Source organism: Rhodobacter sp. P1_C2, assembly GCF_056406375.1.
This window is the reverse complement of record NZ_JBFUAG010000004.1, coordinates 204,775-224,220: the sequence shown is the minus strand read 5'-3', so window position 1 is coordinate 224,220 and position 19,446 is coordinate 204,775. Positions and strand designations below refer to the sequence as shown.

General features: G+C 65.3%; 21 protein-coding genes. 10 read left to right on the top strand and 11 right to left on the bottom strand.

Features of this window, described 5'->3' with window-relative positions:
• The first annotated feature begins 128 nt into the window (after nt 1–128).
• Nucleotides 129–1,127: a TraB/GumN family protein gene (locus tag AC1DZT_RS08205; protein ID WP_478006130.1), complete on the top strand. Its 999-nt coding sequence runs from the start codon at nt 129–131 to the stop codon at nt 1,125–1,127.
• A gap of 35 nt (nt 1,128–1,162) precedes the next feature.
• On the opposite strand, the gene AC1DZT_RS08200 is transcribed toward AC1DZT_RS08205, so the two are convergent.
• Entirely contained in the window at nt 1,163–1,975 is an 813-nt protein-coding gene (locus AC1DZT_RS08200; protein WP_478006129.1) for an MBL fold metallo-hydrolase, read from the bottom strand.
• 146 nt (nt 1,976–2,121) lie between these two features.
• On the opposite strand from AC1DZT_RS08200, the gene AC1DZT_RS08195 reads away from it, so the two are divergent.
• From AC1DZT_RS08195 to AC1DZT_RS08170, 6 genes are all read left to right on the top strand, one after another.
• Nucleotides 2,122–3,042, top strand: a complete 921-nt coding sequence (locus tag AC1DZT_RS08195) for a manganese-dependent inorganic pyrophosphatase (RefSeq protein ID WP_478006128.1) — start codon at nt 2,122–2,124, stop codon at nt 3,040–3,042.
• 139 nt (nt 3,043–3,181) lie between these two features.
• Nucleotides 3,182–4,057: a TIGR01459 family HAD-type hydrolase gene (locus tag AC1DZT_RS08190; RefSeq protein WP_478006127.1), complete on the top strand. Its 876-nt coding sequence runs from the start codon at nt 3,182–3,184 to the stop codon at nt 4,055–4,057.
• Nucleotides 4,058–4,163: 106 nt separating this feature from the next.
• Nucleotides 4,164–4,607: a MaoC family dehydratase gene (locus tag AC1DZT_RS08185; protein WP_478006126.1), complete on the top strand. Its 444-nt coding sequence runs from the start codon at nt 4,164–4,166 to the stop codon at nt 4,605–4,607.
• Between the two features lie 28 nt (nt 4,608–4,635).
• Nucleotides 4,636–5,553, top strand: coding sequence for a bifunctional riboflavin kinase/FAD synthetase (locus AC1DZT_RS08180; RefSeq protein ID WP_478006125.1), 918 nt, complete (start codon nt 4,636–4,638; stop codon nt 5,551–5,553).
• A gap of 37 nt (nt 5,554–5,590) precedes the next feature.
• Nucleotides 5,591–6,040: a YcgN family cysteine cluster protein gene (locus AC1DZT_RS08175; RefSeq protein WP_478006124.1), complete on the top strand. Its 450-nt coding sequence runs from the start codon at nt 5,591–5,593 to the stop codon at nt 6,038–6,040.
• Nucleotides 6,040–7,071 carry a threonine aldolase family protein gene (locus AC1DZT_RS08170; RefSeq protein ID WP_478006123.1) on the top strand — a complete coding sequence of 344 codons (1,032 nt, stop codon included), beginning with the start codon at nt 6,040–6,042 and terminating at the stop codon, nt 7,069–7,071. Before AC1DZT_RS08175 ends, AC1DZT_RS08170 begins: the two co-directional genes overlap by 1 nt.
• A 3-nt stretch (nt 7,072–7,074) precedes the next feature.
• Here the strand turns inward: AC1DZT_RS08170 and AC1DZT_RS08165 are convergent, their stop codons facing one another.
• Entirely contained in the window at nt 7,075–7,872 is a 798-nt protein-coding gene (locus AC1DZT_RS08165; RefSeq protein WP_478006122.1) for an alpha/beta fold hydrolase, read from the bottom strand.
• Entirely contained in the window at nt 7,873–8,469 is a 597-nt protein-coding gene (locus AC1DZT_RS08160; protein WP_478006121.1) for a DsbA family protein, read from the bottom strand.
• 120 nt (nt 8,470–8,589) lie between these two features.
• Here AC1DZT_RS08160 and AC1DZT_RS08155 point away from each other — a divergent pair, with 120 nt between their 5' ends.
• Both AC1DZT_RS08155 and AC1DZT_RS08150 read left to right on the top strand, forming a co-directional pair.
• Complete coding sequence (locus tag AC1DZT_RS08155; RefSeq protein ID WP_478006120.1) at nt 8,590–9,606, top strand: ribose-phosphate pyrophosphokinase; 1,017 nt, start codon at nt 8,590–8,592, stop codon at nt 9,604–9,606.
• A 66-nt stretch (nt 9,607–9,672) separates the two neighbouring features.
• Nucleotides 9,673–11,088 (top strand): methyl-accepting chemotaxis protein, encoded by a 1,416-nt coding sequence (locus AC1DZT_RS08150; protein ID WP_478006119.1) that lies wholly within the window; start codon nt 9,673–9,675, stop codon nt 11,086–11,088.
• Between the two features lie 34 nt (nt 11,089–11,122).
• Here the strand turns inward: AC1DZT_RS08150 and AC1DZT_RS08145 are convergent, their stop codons facing one another.
• The 6 genes from AC1DZT_RS08145 to AC1DZT_RS08120 form a co-directional block, all read right to left on the bottom strand.
• The gene (locus AC1DZT_RS08145) at nt 11,123–11,473 is read right to left on the bottom strand and encodes an H-type lectin domain-containing protein (RefSeq protein ID WP_478006118.1); all 351 of its coding nucleotides are present in this window, start codon (nt 11,471–11,473) and stop codon (nt 11,123–11,125) included.
• 131 nt (nt 11,474–11,604) lie between these two features.
• Nucleotides 11,605–12,012 (bottom strand): F0F1 ATP synthase subunit epsilon, encoded by a 408-nt coding sequence (locus tag AC1DZT_RS08140; RefSeq protein ID WP_478006117.1) that lies wholly within the window; start codon nt 12,010–12,012, stop codon nt 11,605–11,607.
• Nucleotides 12,013–12,021: 9 nt separating this feature from the next.
• Nucleotides 12,022–13,440 (bottom strand): F0F1 ATP synthase subunit beta, encoded by a 1,419-nt coding sequence (gene atpD / locus AC1DZT_RS08135; protein WP_478006116.1) that lies wholly within the window; start codon nt 13,438–13,440, stop codon nt 12,022–12,024.
• A gap of 17 nt (nt 13,441–13,457) precedes the next feature.
• Nucleotides 13,458–14,327: a F0F1 ATP synthase subunit gamma gene (locus AC1DZT_RS08130; protein ID WP_478006115.1), complete on the bottom strand. Its 870-nt coding sequence runs from the start codon at nt 14,325–14,327 to the stop codon at nt 13,458–13,460.
• Nucleotides 14,328–14,348: 21 nt separating this feature from the next.
• On the bottom strand, nt 14,349–15,887 hold the full coding sequence (atpA, locus tag AC1DZT_RS08125; protein WP_478006114.1) for a F0F1 ATP synthase subunit alpha: 1,539 nt from the start codon (nt 15,885–15,887) through the stop codon (nt 14,349–14,351).
• Nucleotides 15,887–16,447, bottom strand: a complete 561-nt coding sequence (locus tag AC1DZT_RS08120) for a F0F1 ATP synthase subunit delta (RefSeq protein WP_478006113.1) — start codon at nt 16,445–16,447, stop codon at nt 15,887–15,889. Before AC1DZT_RS08120 ends, atpA begins: the two co-directional genes overlap by 1 nt.
• Before the next feature lie 460 nt (nt 16,448–16,907).
• Between AC1DZT_RS08120 and trpS the strand changes: the two genes are divergently transcribed.
• Nucleotides 16,908–17,909 (top strand): tryptophan--tRNA ligase, encoded by a 1,002-nt coding sequence (gene trpS, locus AC1DZT_RS08115; protein ID WP_478006112.1) that lies wholly within the window; start codon nt 16,908–16,910, stop codon nt 17,907–17,909.
• Between the two features lie 5 nt (nt 17,910–17,914).
• Here trpS and AC1DZT_RS08110 read toward each other — a convergent pair whose 3' ends face one another.
• Nucleotides 17,915–18,676 (bottom strand): class I SAM-dependent methyltransferase, encoded by a 762-nt coding sequence (locus AC1DZT_RS08110; protein WP_478006111.1) that lies wholly within the window; start codon nt 18,674–18,676, stop codon nt 17,915–17,917.
• A 97-nt stretch (nt 18,677–18,773) separates the two neighbouring features.
• On the bottom strand, nt 18,774–19,379 hold the full coding sequence (locus AC1DZT_RS08105; protein ID WP_478006110.1) for a hypothetical protein: 606 nt from the start codon (nt 19,377–19,379) through the stop codon (nt 18,774–18,776).
• Nucleotides 19,380–19,446 lie beyond the last annotated feature (67 nt).

Below are 19,446 nucleotides of genomic sequence, written 5' to 3'. Positions count from 1 at the left end.
AATTTGGGCTGCATTAAGGCTGTCGGCGCGAGGGGGCGCGGACGCCCTCCTCCTTCGGTTGCGCGCGGGCTCTGGCACTTTGCCCGGCGAAATGACAGGCTGGCGCAAAGTCCAGCAAGGGAACTGCCATGCGCCTTTCGGTTTTCGCCTGCCTCCTCGCCCTCTGGCCTGCCGTCGCGGCCCCGGCGCGGGCGGCGGAATGTCACGGCCGCGACCTGATCGCCGCCTTGCCTGCGCAGGAGCTTGCGGCCTTGCGGGCCGAGGCGGAGGTGCCCTTTGCCCATGGCAATCTCTGGACGGCAACGCGGCAGGGCCAGACGATCACGCTGGCCGGCACCTATCATCTGGCCGACCCGCGCTTTGCCCCGCTCCTCGCCCGGCTGGAACCCGCGCTGGAAGGGGCACATGCCCTGCTGGTCGAGGCCGGGCCGCAGGAGGAGAAGGCGCTCAAGGACCGCGTCGCCTCTGACCCCAGTCTCTTGCTGCTGCCCGCGGGGCAAAACCTCAAGGACCGGATGTCGCCCGAAGCCTGGCACAACCTCCTGACGGCGCTGTCGGACCGCGGGATGCCGCCCGCCATGGGCGTTCGCCTGCGCCCCTGGATGCTGACCACGGTCCTGGGCCTGCCGCCGTGCCTTTTCCCGATGAATCCGGGCAGCGACCAGGGTCTCGACAAGCGGCTGATCGCCAAGGCCGAAGCGCGGGGTCTGCCCATCGTTGCCCTCGAGCCTTATGACACTTTGCTGCAGGTCTTCGGAGGCCTCAGCCTCGACGATCAGATCGCTTCCCTCAACCGGGTGGTCGCCACCAATGCCATGGCCGATGACATGTCGGCCACGCTGGGTGCGGCCTATTTCGCCGGCGAGAGCCAGCTTTTCGTCACCTTCGCCCTGGACCGTCTGCCCGCCATGCCCGGCATGACGGGGGCCGAGGCCGACCGTGCGGACACGCTGGTCGATGGAGCGATGATCGCCGGGCGCAATGCGCGCTGGATCGCGGTGCTGGAGGCCGAGGCCGCCAAGGGCCCGGTTCTGGCCGCCTTCGGTGCCTTGCATCTGCCGGGCGAGAAGGGCGTGCTGAACCTTCTGGCGCAAAGGGGCTGGGCCGTCGCGCCCTTGCCGGAGTAGGGCTGCAATACCGCCGCCCGCCGCCCTGACACGGGTCAAAGCGGCGTGAAACTGTAGCCCTGCCCCGCCTGCGCAACGCGGCCGAGGCCCGGAAAGTCCAGATGCGCCCCGGCCACGGCGAGATCTTCCGCCACCACCAACCGCAACAGTGCTTCGCGACTGGTCCGGGCGCGGTCCTGATCGGCGTCAAACTCCCAGGTCACCTCGGGCCGGGCGAATTGCAGCGCGGGGACATGCACCAGATCGCCCCAGATCAGCACCCCGCCCTCGGAGCCCTGAACCCGGTAGGAAGTGTGGCCCACCTCATGCCCGGGGGCCGCCACGGCGGTCACGCAGCCCAACAGGTTTTGCCCGGCGCTCAGGGGGCGGCAGAGGGCGCGGAAGGGCGCCATGCGGGGCTCGGCGGCGAAAAGCTCCATCTCGGCTGCGGGGACATGGATCACGCTTGCGGCGGGAAAGGCCGGGCGGCCATCGGGCAGGGCAAGGCCGCTCAGATGGTCGATATGGGTATGGGTCAGGGCCACAGCACCGATGGTCGCAGGGTCGATCCCGGCCCGCGCCAGCGCTGCCGGCACGCGGCCCATTGTCGCATGCCAGGCATCGCCGGCGCCGGTGTCGATCAAGAGGGACGCGCCGCCGTGCCGGATCAGGAAGGCATTGACGCTGAGGCGCAGCTGGCCCCCGACCCTTGGCACGCCCGCCAAGGCCTCATCCGGCAGCGCCGCATCGCCCGCAAGGCGCAAACGGCTGACCGGCATGTCGACATGGCCGTCGCACAGCGCCACAACCTCGACATCGCCCAGCGAAAAGACGGCAAAGCCCTCGCCCTCTGCCAGCTTGCGGATCATGGTTTGCCCCTCTTCCCGGTTCGGTTCAGGCTGCCAATTTATCCGGCAGGCTGCGGCAGGTCCACACCCGCGCGCGCCGCCCCGCGTGACAATCGGCAAGAGGCAACCTATAAGGCGCCGGAATCCAGTTTTCCAAAGGGCATCCCATGACCATCAAGGTTTTCGGCCACAAATCCCCCGACACCGATTCCACCGGCTCTCCCATCGTCTGGGCCTGGTATCTGTCTGAAGTCAAAGGCACCCCGGCCAAGCCCTGCCTGCTGGGCGAGCCCAATACCGAAGCCGCCTTCGTGCTGAAGCACTGGGACCTGCCCAAGCCCGAGATCATTGCGGATGTGACCGCGGCTGACACCGTCGTCATCGTCGACACCAACAACCCCGCCGAACTGCCCGCCGCGATCAATGACGCGCAGGTCATCGGCATCATCGACCACCACATGCTGGTGGGTGGCCTCAAGACCAAATCGCCGATCAACATCACGATCCGCCCGCTGGCCTGCACCGCCACCATCATGTTCGACCTGATGGGTGCCGATATCGCCAAGGCGCCGCGCGCGATCAAGGGCGCGATGCTGTCCTGCATCCTCTCCGACACGCTGGAGTTCCGCTCGCCCACCACGACCGAGCATGACCGCGACGTGGCGGAATCGCTGGCGGCCGAACTGGGTGTCGACATCGGTGCCTTCGCGACCCAGCTGTTCGAGGCCAAGTCCGACATCTCGGCCTTCTCGGATGCCGCTTTGCTGCGGATGGATTCCAAGGAATACAACGTCGCCGGCAAGGAACTGCGGGTTTCGGTCCTGGAGACCACCGCGCCGAAGATCGTGCTGGACCGCAAAGCCTCGCTGATGGAGTCGATGGTCGGTGTGGCCAAGGAAGACGGCGCGGATCAGGTCCTGCTGTTCGTCGTCGACATCCTGAAGGAAGAAGCGACGCTTCTGGTGCCGAACGATCTGGTCAAGCAGATGGCCGAAGCCTCCTTCGACGTGAAAGTGACCGGCGACACCGTGGTTCTGCCCGGCATCATGAGCCGCAAGAAGCAGATCATCCCGGCGCTGAAGCTCTGACCCGGATGGGCCAATGGCCCATCCTACCGGACAGACCTGTTCTCTTTGCCTGCGGGCCGGAAAATCCTTCCGGCCCGCTGTCATTTCCGGGTGACGCGCGCTAGATAGGCCCGGATCAAGCATGGGCGAAGGGCGCAAGATGACCGAACTGATCCGGAACCTCTCTGACATCGGCAGCCGTTATGATGCGGTGTTCTGTGACCTCTGGGGTTGCTTGCACAACGGCAAGGCGCCCTTTCCGGCGGCGGTCGCGGCGCTGCAGGCCTATCGCGCCAAGGGCGGCAAGGTCGTGCTTCTCACCAACGCGCCGCGCCCGAACGGCAGCGTGATCCGCCAGCTGGACGGGATGGGCGTGCCGCGCGATGCCTGGGATATCGTGGTCAGCTCGGGCGATGCGACGCAATATGCGCTGTTTTCCGGTGCCTTCGGTACCCGGGCCTTCTTCATCGGCGCCGACAAGGACGAGCCCTTCTTCACCGATCTGCCGCCCGACCTGACCCCGGTGCCGATCACCCGCGTGCCCGCCGAAGAGGCCGAGGTCGTCATCTGCACCGGTCTGCGCGATGACATGACCGAGACGCCCGAGGATTACCGGCTGGACCTGATGCGGGCGAAGAATGCCGGGCTGACCATGCTTTGCGCCAATCCCGATATCATCGTCGATTACGGCGACAAGCGGCTTTACTGCGCCGGGGCGATTGCCCAGGCCTACGAGGCTTTGGGCGGCGCCACCATGTATTTCGGCAAGCCGCATCCGCCGGTCTATGACCTCGCCCGCCGCAGGCTGGAGGCGCTTGGCCTGCGCCGCAATGCAGAAATCCTCTGCATCGGCGACGGGATCGGCACCGATGTACAGGGGGCGATGGCCGAGGGGCTGGATGTGCTGTTCGTCACCGGCGGGATCTCTGCCGCCGAGTTCGGGGCGGATTCCGAGAACCCGGACAAGGGCTTGCTGGAAAGCTGGCTGGCGGCGCGGCAGATGTCGGCGCGCTATTCGATCGGCAAGCTGCGGTAGGCGAGCAACAGTCTTTCCCCCTTACGCTTCCATGCGCAATTATCTTGCGTGACGGATTGCGCTGCGTTGCGGCATTTGCTAGTCTGCCCGCAACCCGGAGGGAATCATGTTCGACAACCACGCGCCCGAGACGATCTGCATCGAAGATATGGAAATCGGCATGATCCGCTCGCGCAAGAAGCAGATCACCGACCATGACATCCTCGCCTTTGCCGATGTCTCGACCGACCGGAACCCGGTGCATCTGGACGAGGCCTATGCGCAGGAGACGATGTTTCAGGGCCGCATCGCGCATGGCATGCTGACCGCCAGCCTGATTTCCGCCGTGGTGGGCGAGCAATTGCCCGGCCATGGCACGGTCTATCTCTCGCAAAGCCTGCGCTTCATGGCGCCGGTGCGCCCGGGTGATCTTTTGGAGGCATTTGTGAAAGTCACCGCCATCGACCATGCCAAGCGCCGGGTTACGCTTGAAACCTACTGCATGGTGGGCAATACCGTGGTCTTGAAAGGCGAGGCGCTGGTTCTGGCGCCAAGCCGCAAGTTCGACTGACGGGGACAGGCCCCGCACCCGGGGAAGAATGCGGATAAGCAAGCATTGGCAAGGGCTTGCCCCTGACGCGCGCGGAGCCTCCGTCGCCATGGGCAATTTCGACGGCGTCCATCTGGGCCATCAGGCGGTGATAAACCTCGCCCGCGGCACGGCGCCCCTGGGAATCGTCACCTTCGAACCCCACCCGCGCGAGGTCTTTGCCCCGCACGCCGCGCCCTTCCGGCTGATGAACGCGGAATCGCGGGCCAACCGGCTGGCGAAGCTGGGCGTGCAGGAGTTGTACGAGCTGCCCTTCGATGCGACTTTGGCAGGCCTGACGCCCGAGGCCTTTGCCCGCGACGTGCTGGCCGAGGGCTTGGGAGTGTCCCATGTCGTGGTGGGCAATGACTTCCGCTTTGGCAAGGCGCGGGCCGGCACGGCGGAGGATCTGGTGGCCTTGGGCCGGGCCCATGGCTTTGGCGTGACGGTGGCCGATCTGGTGCGGCACGAGGGGACGGATATCTCCTCCACCGCGATCCGCACCGCTTTGGCCGAGGGGCGGCCGCGCGATGCCGCCGCCATGCTCGGCCATTGGCACCGGATCGACGGTGAGGTGATCCACGGCGAAAAGCGCGGGCGTGAGCTGGGCTATCCGACCGCCAACATGTCGGTGGCGGGGCTGCATCTGCCCAAGCTTGGCGTCTATGCGGTGCAGGTCGATGTGCTGACCGGGCCGCAGGCGGGGCATTACATCGGCGCTGCCAGCCTTGGCGTGCGGCCGATGTTCGGCACCAACCTGCCCAATCTTGAAACCTTCATCTTCGACTTCAAGGGCGATCTCTATGGCCAGCACCTTTCGGTGGCCCTGGTCGAATACCTGCGCCCCGAGATGAAGTTCGACGGCTTGCCCGCGCTGATGACCCAGATGGCGGCGGATTGCGACCGGGCGCGGGCGCTCCTTTCCTGACTTCCCATTCCCCGCAATTCCCGGCACTCTGCGCGCCATGACAAACCTGCGCCCCGACTTCTGGCATCTGCCGCTGACCAAGCTGACCCCCGCCGAATGGGAGGCCTTGTGTGACGGCTGCGGCAAGTGCTGCCTCAACAAGCTGGAATATGAAGACACCGGCGAGGTCGAGTTCACCCGCGTCGCCTGCAAGCTCCTGGATGGCGAGACCTGCCGCTGTTCGAAATATGAAACCCGGCACCAATATGTGCCCGAATGCGTCCGCCTGTCGCCCAAAACCCTGCCCAAGATCGCCTATTGGATGCCGCGCACCTGCGCCTATCGTCTGCTTTACGAGGGCAAGGATCTGCCGGAATGGCACCCTCTGCTGACCGGTGACCCCGAAAGCACCCATGCGGCGGGGATCTCGGTCCGCGGTTGGACGGTGTCGGAAGTCGAAGTCCCCGAAGAAGTCTGGGACGAATACCTGATTGATGAGAGACCCTGATGTTCTTTGCCTCTGACAATACCTCGGGTGGCGCACCCGAAATCATGGCCGCCCTGATGCGCGCCAACGAAGGTTACGCCCGCAGCTATGGCGCCGATCCAATCATGGCACGGGTCAAGGCGCAGATCCGCGACCTTTTCGAGGCTCCCGAGGCCGAGGTCTATCTGGTCGCCACCGGCACTGCCGCCAATTCGCTGTCGATCGCCCTGCTCTGCCCGCCGTGGTCGGCCGTCTTCGCCCATGGCGAGGCGCATATCGCCACCGACGAATGCGGCGCGCCGGAGTTCTTTTCGGGCGGGGCCAAGCTGATCGGGGTGCCGGGCGAGCATGGCAAGATCACGCCGCAAAGCCTGAGCGCCGCGCTGGCGCGGATCGGCACTGGCGGCGTGCATGGCGTGCAGCGCGGCATGCTCTCCCTGACCAATGTGACCGAGGCCGGCACCGTCTATACTCCGTCCGAGATCGCCGCCCTGACCGCCCTGGCCCGGGCGCAGGGCCTGCCCTGCCACCTGGACGGCGCGCGCTTTGGCAATGCCCTGGTCGCCACCGGCGCCACCCCGGCCGAGATGACCTGGAAGGCCGGGATCGATGTCCTCTCGCTTGGCGGCACCAAGAGCGGTTGCCTTGGGGTGGAAGCGGTGGTTCTGTTCGATCCGACCAAGGCCTGGGAGTTCGAGCTGCGCCGCAAGCGCGCCGGGCACCTTTTCTCCAAGCACCGCTTCCTTTCCGCACAATTCGAGGCCTTTCTGACCGATGGCCTTTGGCTGCGGCTCGCGGCGCAAGCCAATGCGATGGGCGCGCGTCTGGTGCAGGGTCTGGCGCAGGTGCCGGGGGCAAGCCTGCTGCACCCCGCCCCGGCCAACATGCTGTTTCCCGCCTGGCCCAAGGGCACCAATGCCCGCGCCACCGCGCGCGGCGCCGTCTATTACGAGATGCCCGCCCCCGAGGGTCTGGAGGGCGCGCGTCTGGTCGCCAGCTGGTCCACCACGCCCGAGGATGTGGATGCCCTTCTCACCGCGCTGAAGGCCTGAGGGTCAGCAGGCTTCAAGATGGCGCTGCACCAGCGGCGCCAGCGCCCCGGCATCGGTGACCGGGGCCATATGGCCCAGCCCCGGCAGCGCCTCAACCCTCGCGCGTGGCAGACGCTGCGCCAGCGCCTTGTGGATCGCCGCGGTGATCGGCGGACTGATGGTGCCTCCGGCCAGAAGGACCGGCACGGCGACCGCCTCCAACCCGCCGGGACGCAGCATATGGGCGCCGTCCTCGCCCAGAACGCCATTCAGCGCCGGGATCAGCGGCATCCGGTCTTCCATGTAGCTCTGGATCCGCTCGGGCAAGGTTTCCAGCGCCTGACCGGCGCCCCAGTCGGCATGGAACAGCCGCAGCGCGCCACGGTTGTCGCCTTCCGCCACAAGCCGCGTCACCTCGGCATGATGGCGGGTGAAGTCTGCGAAGCTCGGGTCGGCATGGGCGGCGGCGAAGAAGACCGGCTCAAAGAGCACGAGGCTGCGCACCAGGTCAGGCCGGGTCAGCGCCATGCGCAGGGCCACGGTGCCGCCGAAGGAATGGCCCAGAAGGTCGATCGGCGCGCCCTGCCCCAGCGCCTCGGCCAGGGCCACCGCCGAAGCGGTGGCCAGCGCATGCAGGTCGCTGACCCCATCCCAATCCGCCGCCTTGCCGTGGCCCGGCAGGTCCATCGCCGTCAGGGTCACGCCCTGCAACTGCCCCGCCATCCCCGCCCAGGCCCCGGCATGGGCAAGCGAGCAATGCAGCGCCAGAACCGGGCGCGCCGCGCCGAGGGCCCAGCTGCGATGCGGCGGCAGGTCGGTCATTCAGAGCTTGCCGGCCAGATGCAGGTCAAGATCCTCCAGCCGGTCCTGACCCCAGAACTTCTCTTCGCCCACGATGTAGAAGGGCACGCCGAAGACACCGCGCGCCATAGCCTCGTCAAGGTTGCGGCCATAGGTCTCGGCCGCGGACAGCATGTAACGGTCGGCAATCGCAGGGTCGAAACCATGTTCGGCGAGCACCGCCTTGACCACCTCATCCTCGGCCACATTGCGCCCCTCGGCCCAGACGGCGCGCAAGAAGCCCTGCACCAGCCCCGGCAGATCGCCACCGCCCGCCTTGATTGCCGCCAGCACCGCATAGGAAGAGGGCGCGGGGTTCACCGGCATGAAGGGCGGCTTGGGGTCGAGCTTCATGTCCAGCCGCTTGGACCAGCGGCGCAGTTCCTGCAGGCGGTAATCCTTGCGGCTTTGATGCCGGTCAGCCAGCACCTGCCCCCCGGTGCGCGGGAAAAGCGCCATCGGGTCCAGCGGGATATAGCGGACCTCGGCCCCATGCTTCGCCGCCACTTCCTCCAGCCGCCCGCCCGCCAGATAGCAAAAGGGCGAGATGGTGGAAAAGAAATACTCGATCTGCGGCATCCTGATCTCCGGTTAGCGGTCACACTGGTTTGCAAGACCCTAGAAGGTTGATAAGCGGTGTCAACGTCACGAATCCGTCATGCCAGGCCTGCCAGCCTGCGCTGAGCGCAAGGATAGAATATGCCCGTAATCACCGAACCGAAGCTCATCGCTGGCAATGCCAACATGAGCCTGGCCAAAGCCATCGCCCGTCGCATGTCGATGCATCGTGGCATGTCCGTCAACCTGGTCGACGCCCGCGTCGAACGGTTCAACGATGCCGAGATCTTCGTCGAGGTCTACGAGAACGTCCGCGGCGAGGATATGTACATCATCCAGCCGACCTCGAACCCGGCGAATGACAACCTGATGGAACTGCTGATCATGGCCGACGCGCTGCGCCGGTCCTCGGCGGACCGGATTTCGGCCGTGATCCCCTATTTCGGCTATGCCCGCCAGGACCGCCGCGCCAAGGCCCGCACGCCGATCACCGCCAAGCTGGTCGCCAACATGATCACCGAGGCCGGGATTGACCGGGTTCTGACGCTCGACCTCCATGCCGCGCAGATCCAGGGCTTCTTCGACATTCCGGTGGACAACCTCTACGCCTCGCCAGTCTTTGCGCTGGATATCGAGCATCACTTCAAGGACAAGATGACCGACATCATGGTCATCTCGCCCGACGTGGGTGGCGTGGCCCGCGCGCGCGAGCTGGCCAAGCGGATCAATGCCCCGCTCGCCATCGTCGACAAGCGGCGCGAGAAGGCCGGCGAAGTGGCCGAGATGACGGTGATCGGCAATGTCGAAGGCAAGGTCTGCATCATCGTCGATGACATCGCCGACACCGCCGGCACGCTCTGCAAGGCCGCCGATCTTCTGATGAAAAGCGGCGCCAAGGAGGTGCATTCCTATATCACCCACGGCGTTCTCTCCAACGGGGCCGTGGCGCGGGTCGCGGGTTCGGCGATGAAATCGCTGGTGATCACCGATTCCATCGAACCCTCGGAAGAGGTGCGCAACGCCACCAATATCCGCATCGTGCCGACCGCACCGATGTTCGCGCAGGCGATTCTGAACATCTGGAACGGCACCTCGGTCTCCTCCCTCTTCGAGACGGAAACCCTCGTGCCGATCTACGAAGGCATGTATCAGCGCTGAGCCCTGTTCAGCATTTCTAAACGTCGGGCGGTCATGCTGCGCTGAACCCCAAGGATCAGTGCCCGCATGACCGCCCAATTTGCCACCCGGCTTATCGAGCCTTTGCCCCACCGCGACCCCGCCCTGGACGAGATGGCGGAGGCGACGATCCGGCTGGGCCATGACATCGTCGATGTCGCGGGCTTTCTGGATGGCGCGGAAGCCTCGGCGCAGCAGCAGACCGCGCAGCTGGTCGAGGCGCGGCGCGCGGCGCAGGGCCTGGGTCAGGCCAGCCACACGATGATCGAGGCGAGCGAGAAGCTGGGCCAGTCGATCGGCGGCATGGTGCAGACCCTCGGCCAGTCGGCGGACAAGCTTTCAACCGTGATGGGGTCAAGCCAGAGCGTGCTCAGCTGGGTCAGCGGGCTGGACGACCGGCTGAGCCAGGTCGATGACACGGTGGACCGGACGCAATCCTCCAACGGCCGCATCCTGCATATCGCGCGCGAGGTGAACATCCTGGCGATCAACGCCAAGATCGAGGCGGCCCGCGCAGGCGCCTCGGGCCGGGGTTTTGCGGTGGTGGCCGATGCGATCAACACGCTGTCGCAACAGACGGCGCAGGCGGCCGCGGTGATCTCGGACACCGTGGGCCTGCTGGTGGCCGAGATTGCAGCCCTGCGCCAGGATGCGCGCCGGGTCGCCGCCGCGGCGCAGGGCAGCCTGGGCGAGTTGGCCGAGGCCGAACAGACGATGGAGGCGCTCTCCACCGTGGCGCGGTCTGGCGGCACGCTGGCCTCGACCATCGCGGGCGATACGGCATGCATGCGGACGGCGATGGACAGTTTCGGCCCGGCCTTCCGGGCGCTCGATTCCGGGGTGGAGGAGCAGGCGACCAAGGTGGGCGAGGCGCGCCGCCGGGTGTCGGAGCTGATCCGCCTCAGCGAGGGGATGATCCAGCGCCTGGTCCAGATGGGCGGCGCCACCAGCGACCAGCCGATGATCGAGGCGGTGATCGCCAATGCCGCGCGACTTTCCACCGCGCTGGAACAGGCGGTGCAGCGCGGCGAGATCACCATGGCCGACCTTTTCAGCGGCGATTACCGCCCGGTGCCGGGATCGGACCCGAAGCAGTTCGTCGCCCCTTTCACCGCCCTGACCGACCGGCTGTTCCCGCCGGTGCAGGAACCGGTCCTCGCCGAAAACCCCAGGATCGTCTTTTGCGCCGCGGTGGACCGCAACGGCTATCTGCCGACGCATAACCGCAAATTCTCGCAGCCGCAGGGCGCTGATCCGGTCTGGAACGCGGCCCATGCGCGGCACCGGCGGATGTTCAACGACCGCGTCGGCCTCGGCGCCGGACGCTCGACCGAGCCTTTCCTGTTGCAGATCTACCGCCGCGACATGGGTGGCGGCACCTTCCTGATGATGAAGGACATCTCGGCGCCGATCACCGTGCAGGGCCGGCATTGGGGCGGCCTGCGGCTGGCCTATGCCTTCTGACCGAGCACCAAAGGCGACACAGGCGCGGCAAGGGTCAGTCGATTTCCCAGTCGTCCTCGTCGCGCACCGCGCCGATCGCGGTCCAGTCGGCGCGGACCCGGGCGACGCGGGTGTCGCCCCAGGTGCGGAACACCAGTTCAAAGCCGCTTTCGGTGATCTTCTCGGCCGCGATATCGGCGCGCTGGGTGTGGCGGTTGTCGATGTCCCACATCGACATGCTGACCATCACGGCGGGTGCGGTGCGGTAGGCCTCCTTGAAGGTGATGGCATGGCGGCTTTCCCGCTCGCCCTGCCCCGTCCACATCTTCCCGCCATCGGCAAAATCGGAAAACAGAACCCTGCTTCCCTGCGAAATGCCAATCTTGCCCGTCGATATGCGCTTCATGCTGCCTCTGAAAGGACCATGCACAAGTGATAATCACAAATCGCGCAATGAGAAAGGCCCCGCTGTGGCGGGGCCTTGTCAGAATTGTGGCAGCCTTGGTGAAGTTCAGCCGGTTCGCAAACCCCGGGGCCTCAATGGCCCTTGAGGATCGCGTCGTGCAGGGCCAAGGCGTCAGCGACGTTTTTTTCCGCCATGTCCTTGTCTTCCGGCAAGGCCGCGGCGGCCAGCGAACGGGCCTCGGCGAGGATCGTGTCGATGATCGTGCCGGTCGCCTCTTCAAAAGGGACGACACGCTCGGCCAGCACCGAGACGCTGGAGCCGTTGATTTCGGCAAAGCCGCCGGTCACGACATAGGACTTGATCGCGCCATCGACACCCACAACCCGCAAGGTGCCGGTGCGCAGGGTGACGATGGTGGGCGCATGGCCCTCCATCGCGGTCAGGTCGCCCTCGGTGCCGGGGATCAGCACCTCGGTCGCGGCCATCGAAGCAAGGCGCTTCTCCGGGCTCACGAGGTCAAATTGCAGGGTGCCTGCCATGATGCCCTCTTACGCTGCGGCCGCAGCCAGACGCTGGGCCTTTTCGATGACTTCCTGGATGCCGCCCACCATGTAGAAGGCCGCTTCCGGCAGGTGGTCGTATTCGCCGGCAACCACCGCCTTGAAGGACTTGATGGTCTCTTCCAGCGGAACCTGCTTGCCGTCCGACCCGGTGAAGACCTTTGCCACGTCGAAGGGCTGGCTCAGGAAACGCTGGATCTTGCGGGCACGGGCCACGGTCAGTTTGTCTTCTTCCGACAATTCGTCCATGCCGAGGATGGCGATGATGTCCTGCAGCGACTTGTAGCGTTGCAGCACGCCCTGCACCGAACGGGCGACGTTGTAGTGCTCTTCGCCGATCACGGCCGGGTCGAGGAGGCGCGACGACGAGTCGAGCGGGTCCACGGCCGGGTAGATGCCGAGTTCGGAGATGGCGCGCGACAGAACGGTCGTGGCGTCAAGGTGGGCAAACGAGGTCGCAGGCGCCGGGTCGGTGAGGTCGTCGGCCGGAACGTAGATGGCCTGAACCGAGGTGATCGAGCCGTTCTTGGTCGAGGTGATCCGCTCTTGCAGGGCGCCCATGTCGGTCGCCAGCGTCGGCTGATAGCCCACGGCGGAGGGGATACGACCCAGCAGAGCCGACACTTCCGAACCAGCTTGGGTGAAGCGGAAGATGTTGTCGACGAAGAACAGAACGTCGGTGCCGGACTGGTCGCGGAACTGCTCGGCCAGCGTCAGACCGGTCAGAGCTACACGCGCACGGGCGCCCGGCGGTTCGTTCATCTGACCATAGACCAGCGCCACTTTCGACTTGGTCATGTCTTCCAGGTTGATAACCCCGGATTCGATCATTTCGTGGTAGAGGTCGTTGCCCTCACGGGTCCGCTCGCCCACGCCGGCAAACACGGAGTAGCCCGAGTGCACCTTGGCGATGTTGTTGATCAGTTCCATGATCAGAACGGTCTTGCCCACACCGGCGCCGCCGAAGAGGCCGATCTTGCCGCCCTTGGCGTAGGGTGCCAGCAGGTCGATGACCTTGATGCCGGTGACCAGAACGATCGACTCGGTCGATTGTTCGGCGAAGGTCGGGGCCTTCTGGTGGATGGCGCGGAATTCGGTCGCGTTGACCGGGCCCTTTTCGTCCACCGGCTCGCCGATGACGTTGAGGATGCGGCCGAGCGTTGCGTCGCCCACCGGCACCGAGATCGGAGCGCCCGAGTTGGTGACGATGGCGCCGCGGACCAGACCTTCGGTCGCGTCCATGGCGATGCAGCGGACGGTGTTTTCGCCAAGGTGCTGGGCGACTTCCATCACCAGCTTCTTGCCGTTGTTGTCGGTGATCACAGCGTTCAGAATCGCCGGCAGCGCGCCATCAAACTGAACGTCGACCACGGCGCCGATCACCTGGGTGATTTTACCTTGTGACATGGTGTCTCTCCGGTTCCTCAGAGCGCCTCGGCGCCCGAAATGATTTCGATAAGTTCCTTGGTGATCGCGGCCTGACGCGAGCGGTTGTAGACGATGGTCATCTTGTTGATCATGTCGCCCGCGTTGCGGGTGGCATTGTCCATCGCGCTCATCCGCGCACCTTGTTCCGACGCCGCATTCTCCAGCAGGGCCGTGAAGACCTGGGTGGCCACGGCACGCGGCAGAAGGTCGGCCAGGATCAGTTCCTCGGACGGTTCATAGTCATAGACGACCGAAGCCTGGGCCGGGCCCTCGAACTTGGCCGGAATGACCTGAAGCGCCGTCGGGATCTGGCTGATCACCGATTGGAAGCGGTTGTAGAACAGCGTGACCACATCGCATTCGCCGGCGTCGAAACGGCTCAGGATCTCGCGGGCGACGTCACGCGCATTGGCGTAACCCATCCGCTTGACCTCGCTCATGTCGACATGACCGACGAAGTACTGGCCATATTCGCGGCGCATCTGCTCGCGGCCCTTCTTGCCGACGGTGAGGATCTTCACCGTTTTGCCGGCCGCCAGCAGCTCCGCGATCTTCGCCCGGGCCAGCCGGACGATGGTCGTGTTGAAACCGCCGCAGAGGCCACGCTCCGAGGTCATCACGACCAGGAGGTGCACTTTGTCCGCGCCCGTCCCGGCCAGAAGCCGGGGCGCGCCATCGCTGGTGCCGACAGAGGCGGCAAGTCCCGCCATCACCGCCGCCATCCGCTCGGCATAGGGCCGGGCGGCTTCGGCAGAGTCCTGCGCGCGGCGAAGTTTCGCCGCAGAGACCATCTGCATCGCCTTCGTGATCTTGCGCGTGTTCTTCACGCTGCCGATCCGGTTCTTTAAGTCCTTCAAGCTGGGCATTGTGCTGCTCCTGGACCTAAATTACGCGAAGTCTTTGGCGAATGCGTCCAGCTCGGCCCGAATAGCTTTTTCCAGATCGCCGGCGACCTTGCGGTCTTTCGCCGTGATGTCCGCCAGAAGCGCTGCACCCTTGGTGCGCAGGTGCTTCAGGAGGCCCGCTTCGTAGCGGCCCACGTCCTTGACGGCGACCTTGTCGAGATAGCCATTGGCACCGGCGAAGATGACGCAGACGATTTCGGCATTGGTCAGCGGCGAGTATTGCGGCTGCTTCATCAGCTCGGTCAGGCGCGAACCGCGGTTCAGCAGAGCCTGGGTCGAGGCGTCGAGGTCGGAACCGAACTGCGCGAAGGCCGCCATTTCGCGGTACTGCGCCAGTTCCAGCTTCACCTTGCCGGCCACCGACTTCATCGCGTTGGTCTGGGCCGAGGAGCCCACGCGCGACACCGACAGACCGGTGTTCACGGCCGGGCGGATACCCTGGTAGAAAAGCTCGCCTTCAAGGAAGATCTGGCCGTCGGTGATCGAGATCACGTTGGTCGGAATGAAGGCCGAAATGTCGCCGCCCTGGGTTTCGATGATCGGCAGTGCGGTCAGCGAGCCCGAGCCATTGTCGGCGTTCAGCTTGGCCGAACGCTCCAGCAGGCGCGAGTGCAGGTAGAACACGTCACCCGGATAGGCTTCGCGGCCCGGCGGGCGGCGCAGCAGGAGCGACATCTGACGGTAGGCGACGGCCTGCTTGGACAGGTCATCGTAGATCATCAGGGCGTGACGGCCGTTGTCGCGGAAGTATTCGCCCATCGCGGTCGCGGCGAACGGGGCGAGGAACTGCATCGGCGCCGGGTCCGAAGCGGTGGCGGCCACGACGATCGAATAGGCCATCGCGCCGGTTTCTTCCAGCTTCTTCACCAGCTGGGCCACGGTCGAACGCTTCTGACCGATGGCGACATAGATGCAGTAGAGCTTCTTGGATTCGTCCGCACCAGCCGCGTCGTTATAGACCTTCTGGTTCAGGATCGCGTCGAGCGCCACGGCGGTCTTGCCGGTCTGACGGTCGCCGATGATCAGCTCGCGCTGGCCACGGCCGATCGGGATCATGGCGTCGACGGCCTTGAGGCCGGTGGCCATCGGCTCGTGCACCGACTGGCGGGGAATGATGCCCGGGGCTTTCACGTCGGCGACGCGACGCTCGGCGAACATGATCGGGCCCTTGCCGTCGATCGGGTTGCCCAGCGCGTCCACGACGCGGCCGAGGAGGCCGTCACCGGCGGGCACGTCCACGATGGACTTGGTGCGCTTGACGGTGTCGCCTTCCTTGATGTCCTGGTCGGAACCGAAGATCACGACACCGACGTTGTCGATCTCGAGGTTCAGCGCCATCCCGCGGATACCACCGGGGAATTCGACCATTTCACCGGCCTGGACATTGTCCAGCCCGTAGACGCGCGCAATACCGTCACCGACGGAGAGCACGCGACCAACTTCAGCGACTTCGGCATCCTGACCGAAGTTCTTGATCTGCGCCTTCAGGATCGCAGAGATCTCAGCAGCCTGGATACCCATCACCCAACCTCTTTCATTGCATTCTGGAGTGCCGCGAGCTTGGCCTTGACCGACGTGTCGATCATGGTCGAGCCCAGCTTGACGATAAGACCGCCGATGAGGCTTTCATCCACGGTGGTGTTCAGTTTGACGTCCTTGCCGACATTGGCCTTGAGGGCTGCCACCAGCGCATCGCGCTGCCCCGCCGTCAGGACCGTGGCCGAGGCCACATCCGCCGTCACTTCGCCCTTTTCCTCGGCGATGCGGGACTTGAGGTCCTGCACCAGCTGCGGCAGCACGAAAAGACGGTGCTTTTGTGCCATCAAGGCCAGAGTGTTCTTGGTCAGCACCGAGAGGCCCATTTGATCGGCCACGGCGGCCATGGCAGCGGCTTGCTCGTCCCGGTTCACCACCGGGGAGGCAATCATCGCTCCCAGCTCGGGGCTTTCGGTCAGAACCGATCCCAGAGCATCGGCATCGGATTCCAGCGCCATCAGGGCGCCACTTTCCTTTGCCAGTTCAAATAGAGCCAGGGCATAGCGCCCGGCGATGCTGAGGGAGATGGATGCTGTTTCCGACACGTCAACCCTTCCGCTGTCTGGGCGCCCGACCTGCCGTTATGACAGATCAAGAGCCTCCGTTGGCGCACACATAGTGTCTGCGTCTCTTTGAGATTGGGGCGGCTCTAGCATAGGCCCCGCCACCTCGCAACCAAGAATCCCTCCGTTTTCCGCGGTCCGTTGCGGCAAATCTTCACGCCGGCCTCACGCGGGCGTGAAGCGGGGGAAAGTGGGGCCGGACCGGGGCGGAAGGTTTGCGCAAACAGCCCCGGACGGGGTTGAAATCGCGGGCTCCGGGCCTTAGCTTGGCCAAATGACCGGATCACAGTGCCTTCCCCTTGGTTTCTGGTGGCGCGCCCAAATTTAGGGCGGCCCGGCAGAGTCATGTGAACTGATCCTTGCCCTTTCAGGCCGCCGCTTCGGGCGGCCTTTTGTTTTCAGCTCTAAGCGGCGTCCCCCTCATCCCCGAACGGAGACTGCCATGACCAAACCCATCATCCTGACCGGCGACCGCACCACCGGCCCCCTGCATCTGGGCCATTACGCGGGGTCGCTCAAAAGCCGCCTCGGCTTTCAGGACAGCCATCAGCAATTCCTGCTTCTGGCCGACAGTCAGGCCCTGACCGACAATGCCCATGACATCGCCAAGGTCCGCCAGAACGTGATCGAGGTGACGCTGGATTACCTCGCCGTGGGGATCGACCCGGCGCGCAGCACGATCTGCCTGCAATCGCATCTGCCCGCCCTGGCCGAACTGACCCAGCTTTACCTCAATTTCGTCACCGTCGCCCGGCTGGAGCGCAACCCGACCATCAAGGACGAGATCAAGGCCCGCGGCTTCGGGCGCGACATTCCGGCCGGGTTCCTCTGCTATCCCGTAGCGCAAGCCGCCGACATCACCGCCTTTCGCGCCACGGTGGTCCCGGTCGGCGAAGACCAGCTGCCGCTGATCGAGCAATGCAACGAGATCATCCGTCGCCTCAACATCTCCGCCGGGCGCCGCCTGCTGCCCGAGGCCGCCGCGCATGTCTCCACCGTGGGGCGCCTGCCCGGCGTCGATGGCCGGGCGAAGATGAGCAAATCCTCCGGCAATGCGATCGCCCTGTCGGCCAGCCCGGATGAGATTTCCGCCGCCGTGAAAGCCATGTTCACCGACCCGAACCATCTGCGCGCCGAAGACCCGGGACGGGTGGAGGGCAATGTCGTCTTCACCTATCTCGACGCTTTCGACCCCGCCCCTGGCGAAGTGGCCGAACTCAAGGCGCAATACCGCGCCGGTGGCCTCGGCGATGCCCGCCTCAAGGCCCGGCTGGAGGATGTGCTGCAAGACCTCCTCGCCCCGATCCGCACCCGCCGCGCCGCCTATGCCGCCGATCCGGGCCAGGTGCTGGACCTGATCCGCCAGGGCACCGCCAAGGCCCGCGAAGTGACCGAGGCCACCAAGGCGGAGATCATGGCGGGGCTGGGCCTCTTCCGCCTGTGAAGGCCCTACTCCGCGCCCGGCCCCAGCCGCGGCACCGGCTGCGGCACGGGCATCCCCTCCAGCGCGCGCAGGGGGCGGCGCACGATGGCCCCGATGCCGCCGCGCGTCGGGGCATAGACCTGCTTGGAGGCCTCGACCATCAGAACCCCGCCCGCCAACCAGGGGGCAGAACGGCCCACCCATTCCCAGAAGGCCGAGGTGCGCAGCCAGAACCGCCCCAGCGCCGGCGGCGCGAACAGCGCCGTCATCGCGCGCTCGGGCATGAAACCGTGGCGCTTCAGCTCGGCCTCCATCTGGCCCATCGAATAGGGCCTGCCATAGCCAAAGGGCGTGCCATCGCCGCGCGCCCAAAGCCCGATCCGGTTCGGCACGATGAAAAGCGCCCGTCCCCCGGGGCCGAGAACACGGTAGGCCTCCTCCATCACGGCGGCGGAATTGTCCGAGGTCTCAAGCCCATGCATCAGGATCAGCCGGTCGACGAAGCCGGTGGCGAGCGGCCATTCGCTGTCCTCGCACAGAAGGCAGACATTCGGCTCGCCCATCGGCCAGGGCATCACCCCTTGCGGCGCGGGCATCAGCCCGATCACCCGCCGCGCATGGGCGAGATAGGGGCGCAGCAGGGGCACCGCAAAGCCGAAACCCACCATGGTCTGCCCGGCCATCGGCGGCCAAAGCTCGACCACCCGCTCGCGGATCGCCCGCTGCGCCACCCGGCCCAGGGCGGTGCGGTAGTAAAAATTCCTCAGGTCGAGAACGTCCAGATGCATTGTCAGCTTTAGCCTTTCCAGCTTTCTCACACCGATCATACCGAGAGCGCGGCATGAGACTATTGCCGAACGTCGCCTAAATCATCGGCCGATACTTCTACGGCTGGCCTGGGCTTGCCCCGACCCTGCTCCAGTCATCGGTATTGCGCAGTTTCAAGGCCCAACGCGACGCCATCTGCATCCGACAGCGCCCCGCATCGATGTTTTTCATAGAGCCCGGCCCATTTGCCGCGTAGATCATGCTACACATCGCCTCTCGATAATTGCGCTCTGCAAGGATCAAACGCTGAAAGCTAACCTCTGTCGTGATACCTTCACTCTCAAGATCCCATCCTGCATCGCGATTCGACTTATCGACAGTGCCCCAAACCACCCTGAGATGGGCCTCCAGACCCGCTGCAATTTCGTCCCACACTTCAGCCTCGGCGACGTAACATTGCCAGATATCAATTGTGGTTTGGTGGAGCGGAGGAGTTTTGCTGCATTTTTCCGCCGCCTCGCCAACACATGCCGCCTCAAGTGTATCGGGCGCGGTGTCGTCAAAACATCTTTCAACCGCCGCGCGATCCAAAGGCAACTCCTGCGCAACAGCTATGGCTAGCGGTGGCGGCACCAGGAGGGTCATCAATCCTGCCAAGGTCAACACCCGGCCCAGGGCAGTGCGGTAGTAAAAATTCCTCAGGTCGAGAACGTCCAGATGCATTGAAGGTGTCACGGTTCAGGGCCACATTGCCTCACCATAGCCATTCGCCCCCCGATTGCCATGCGTG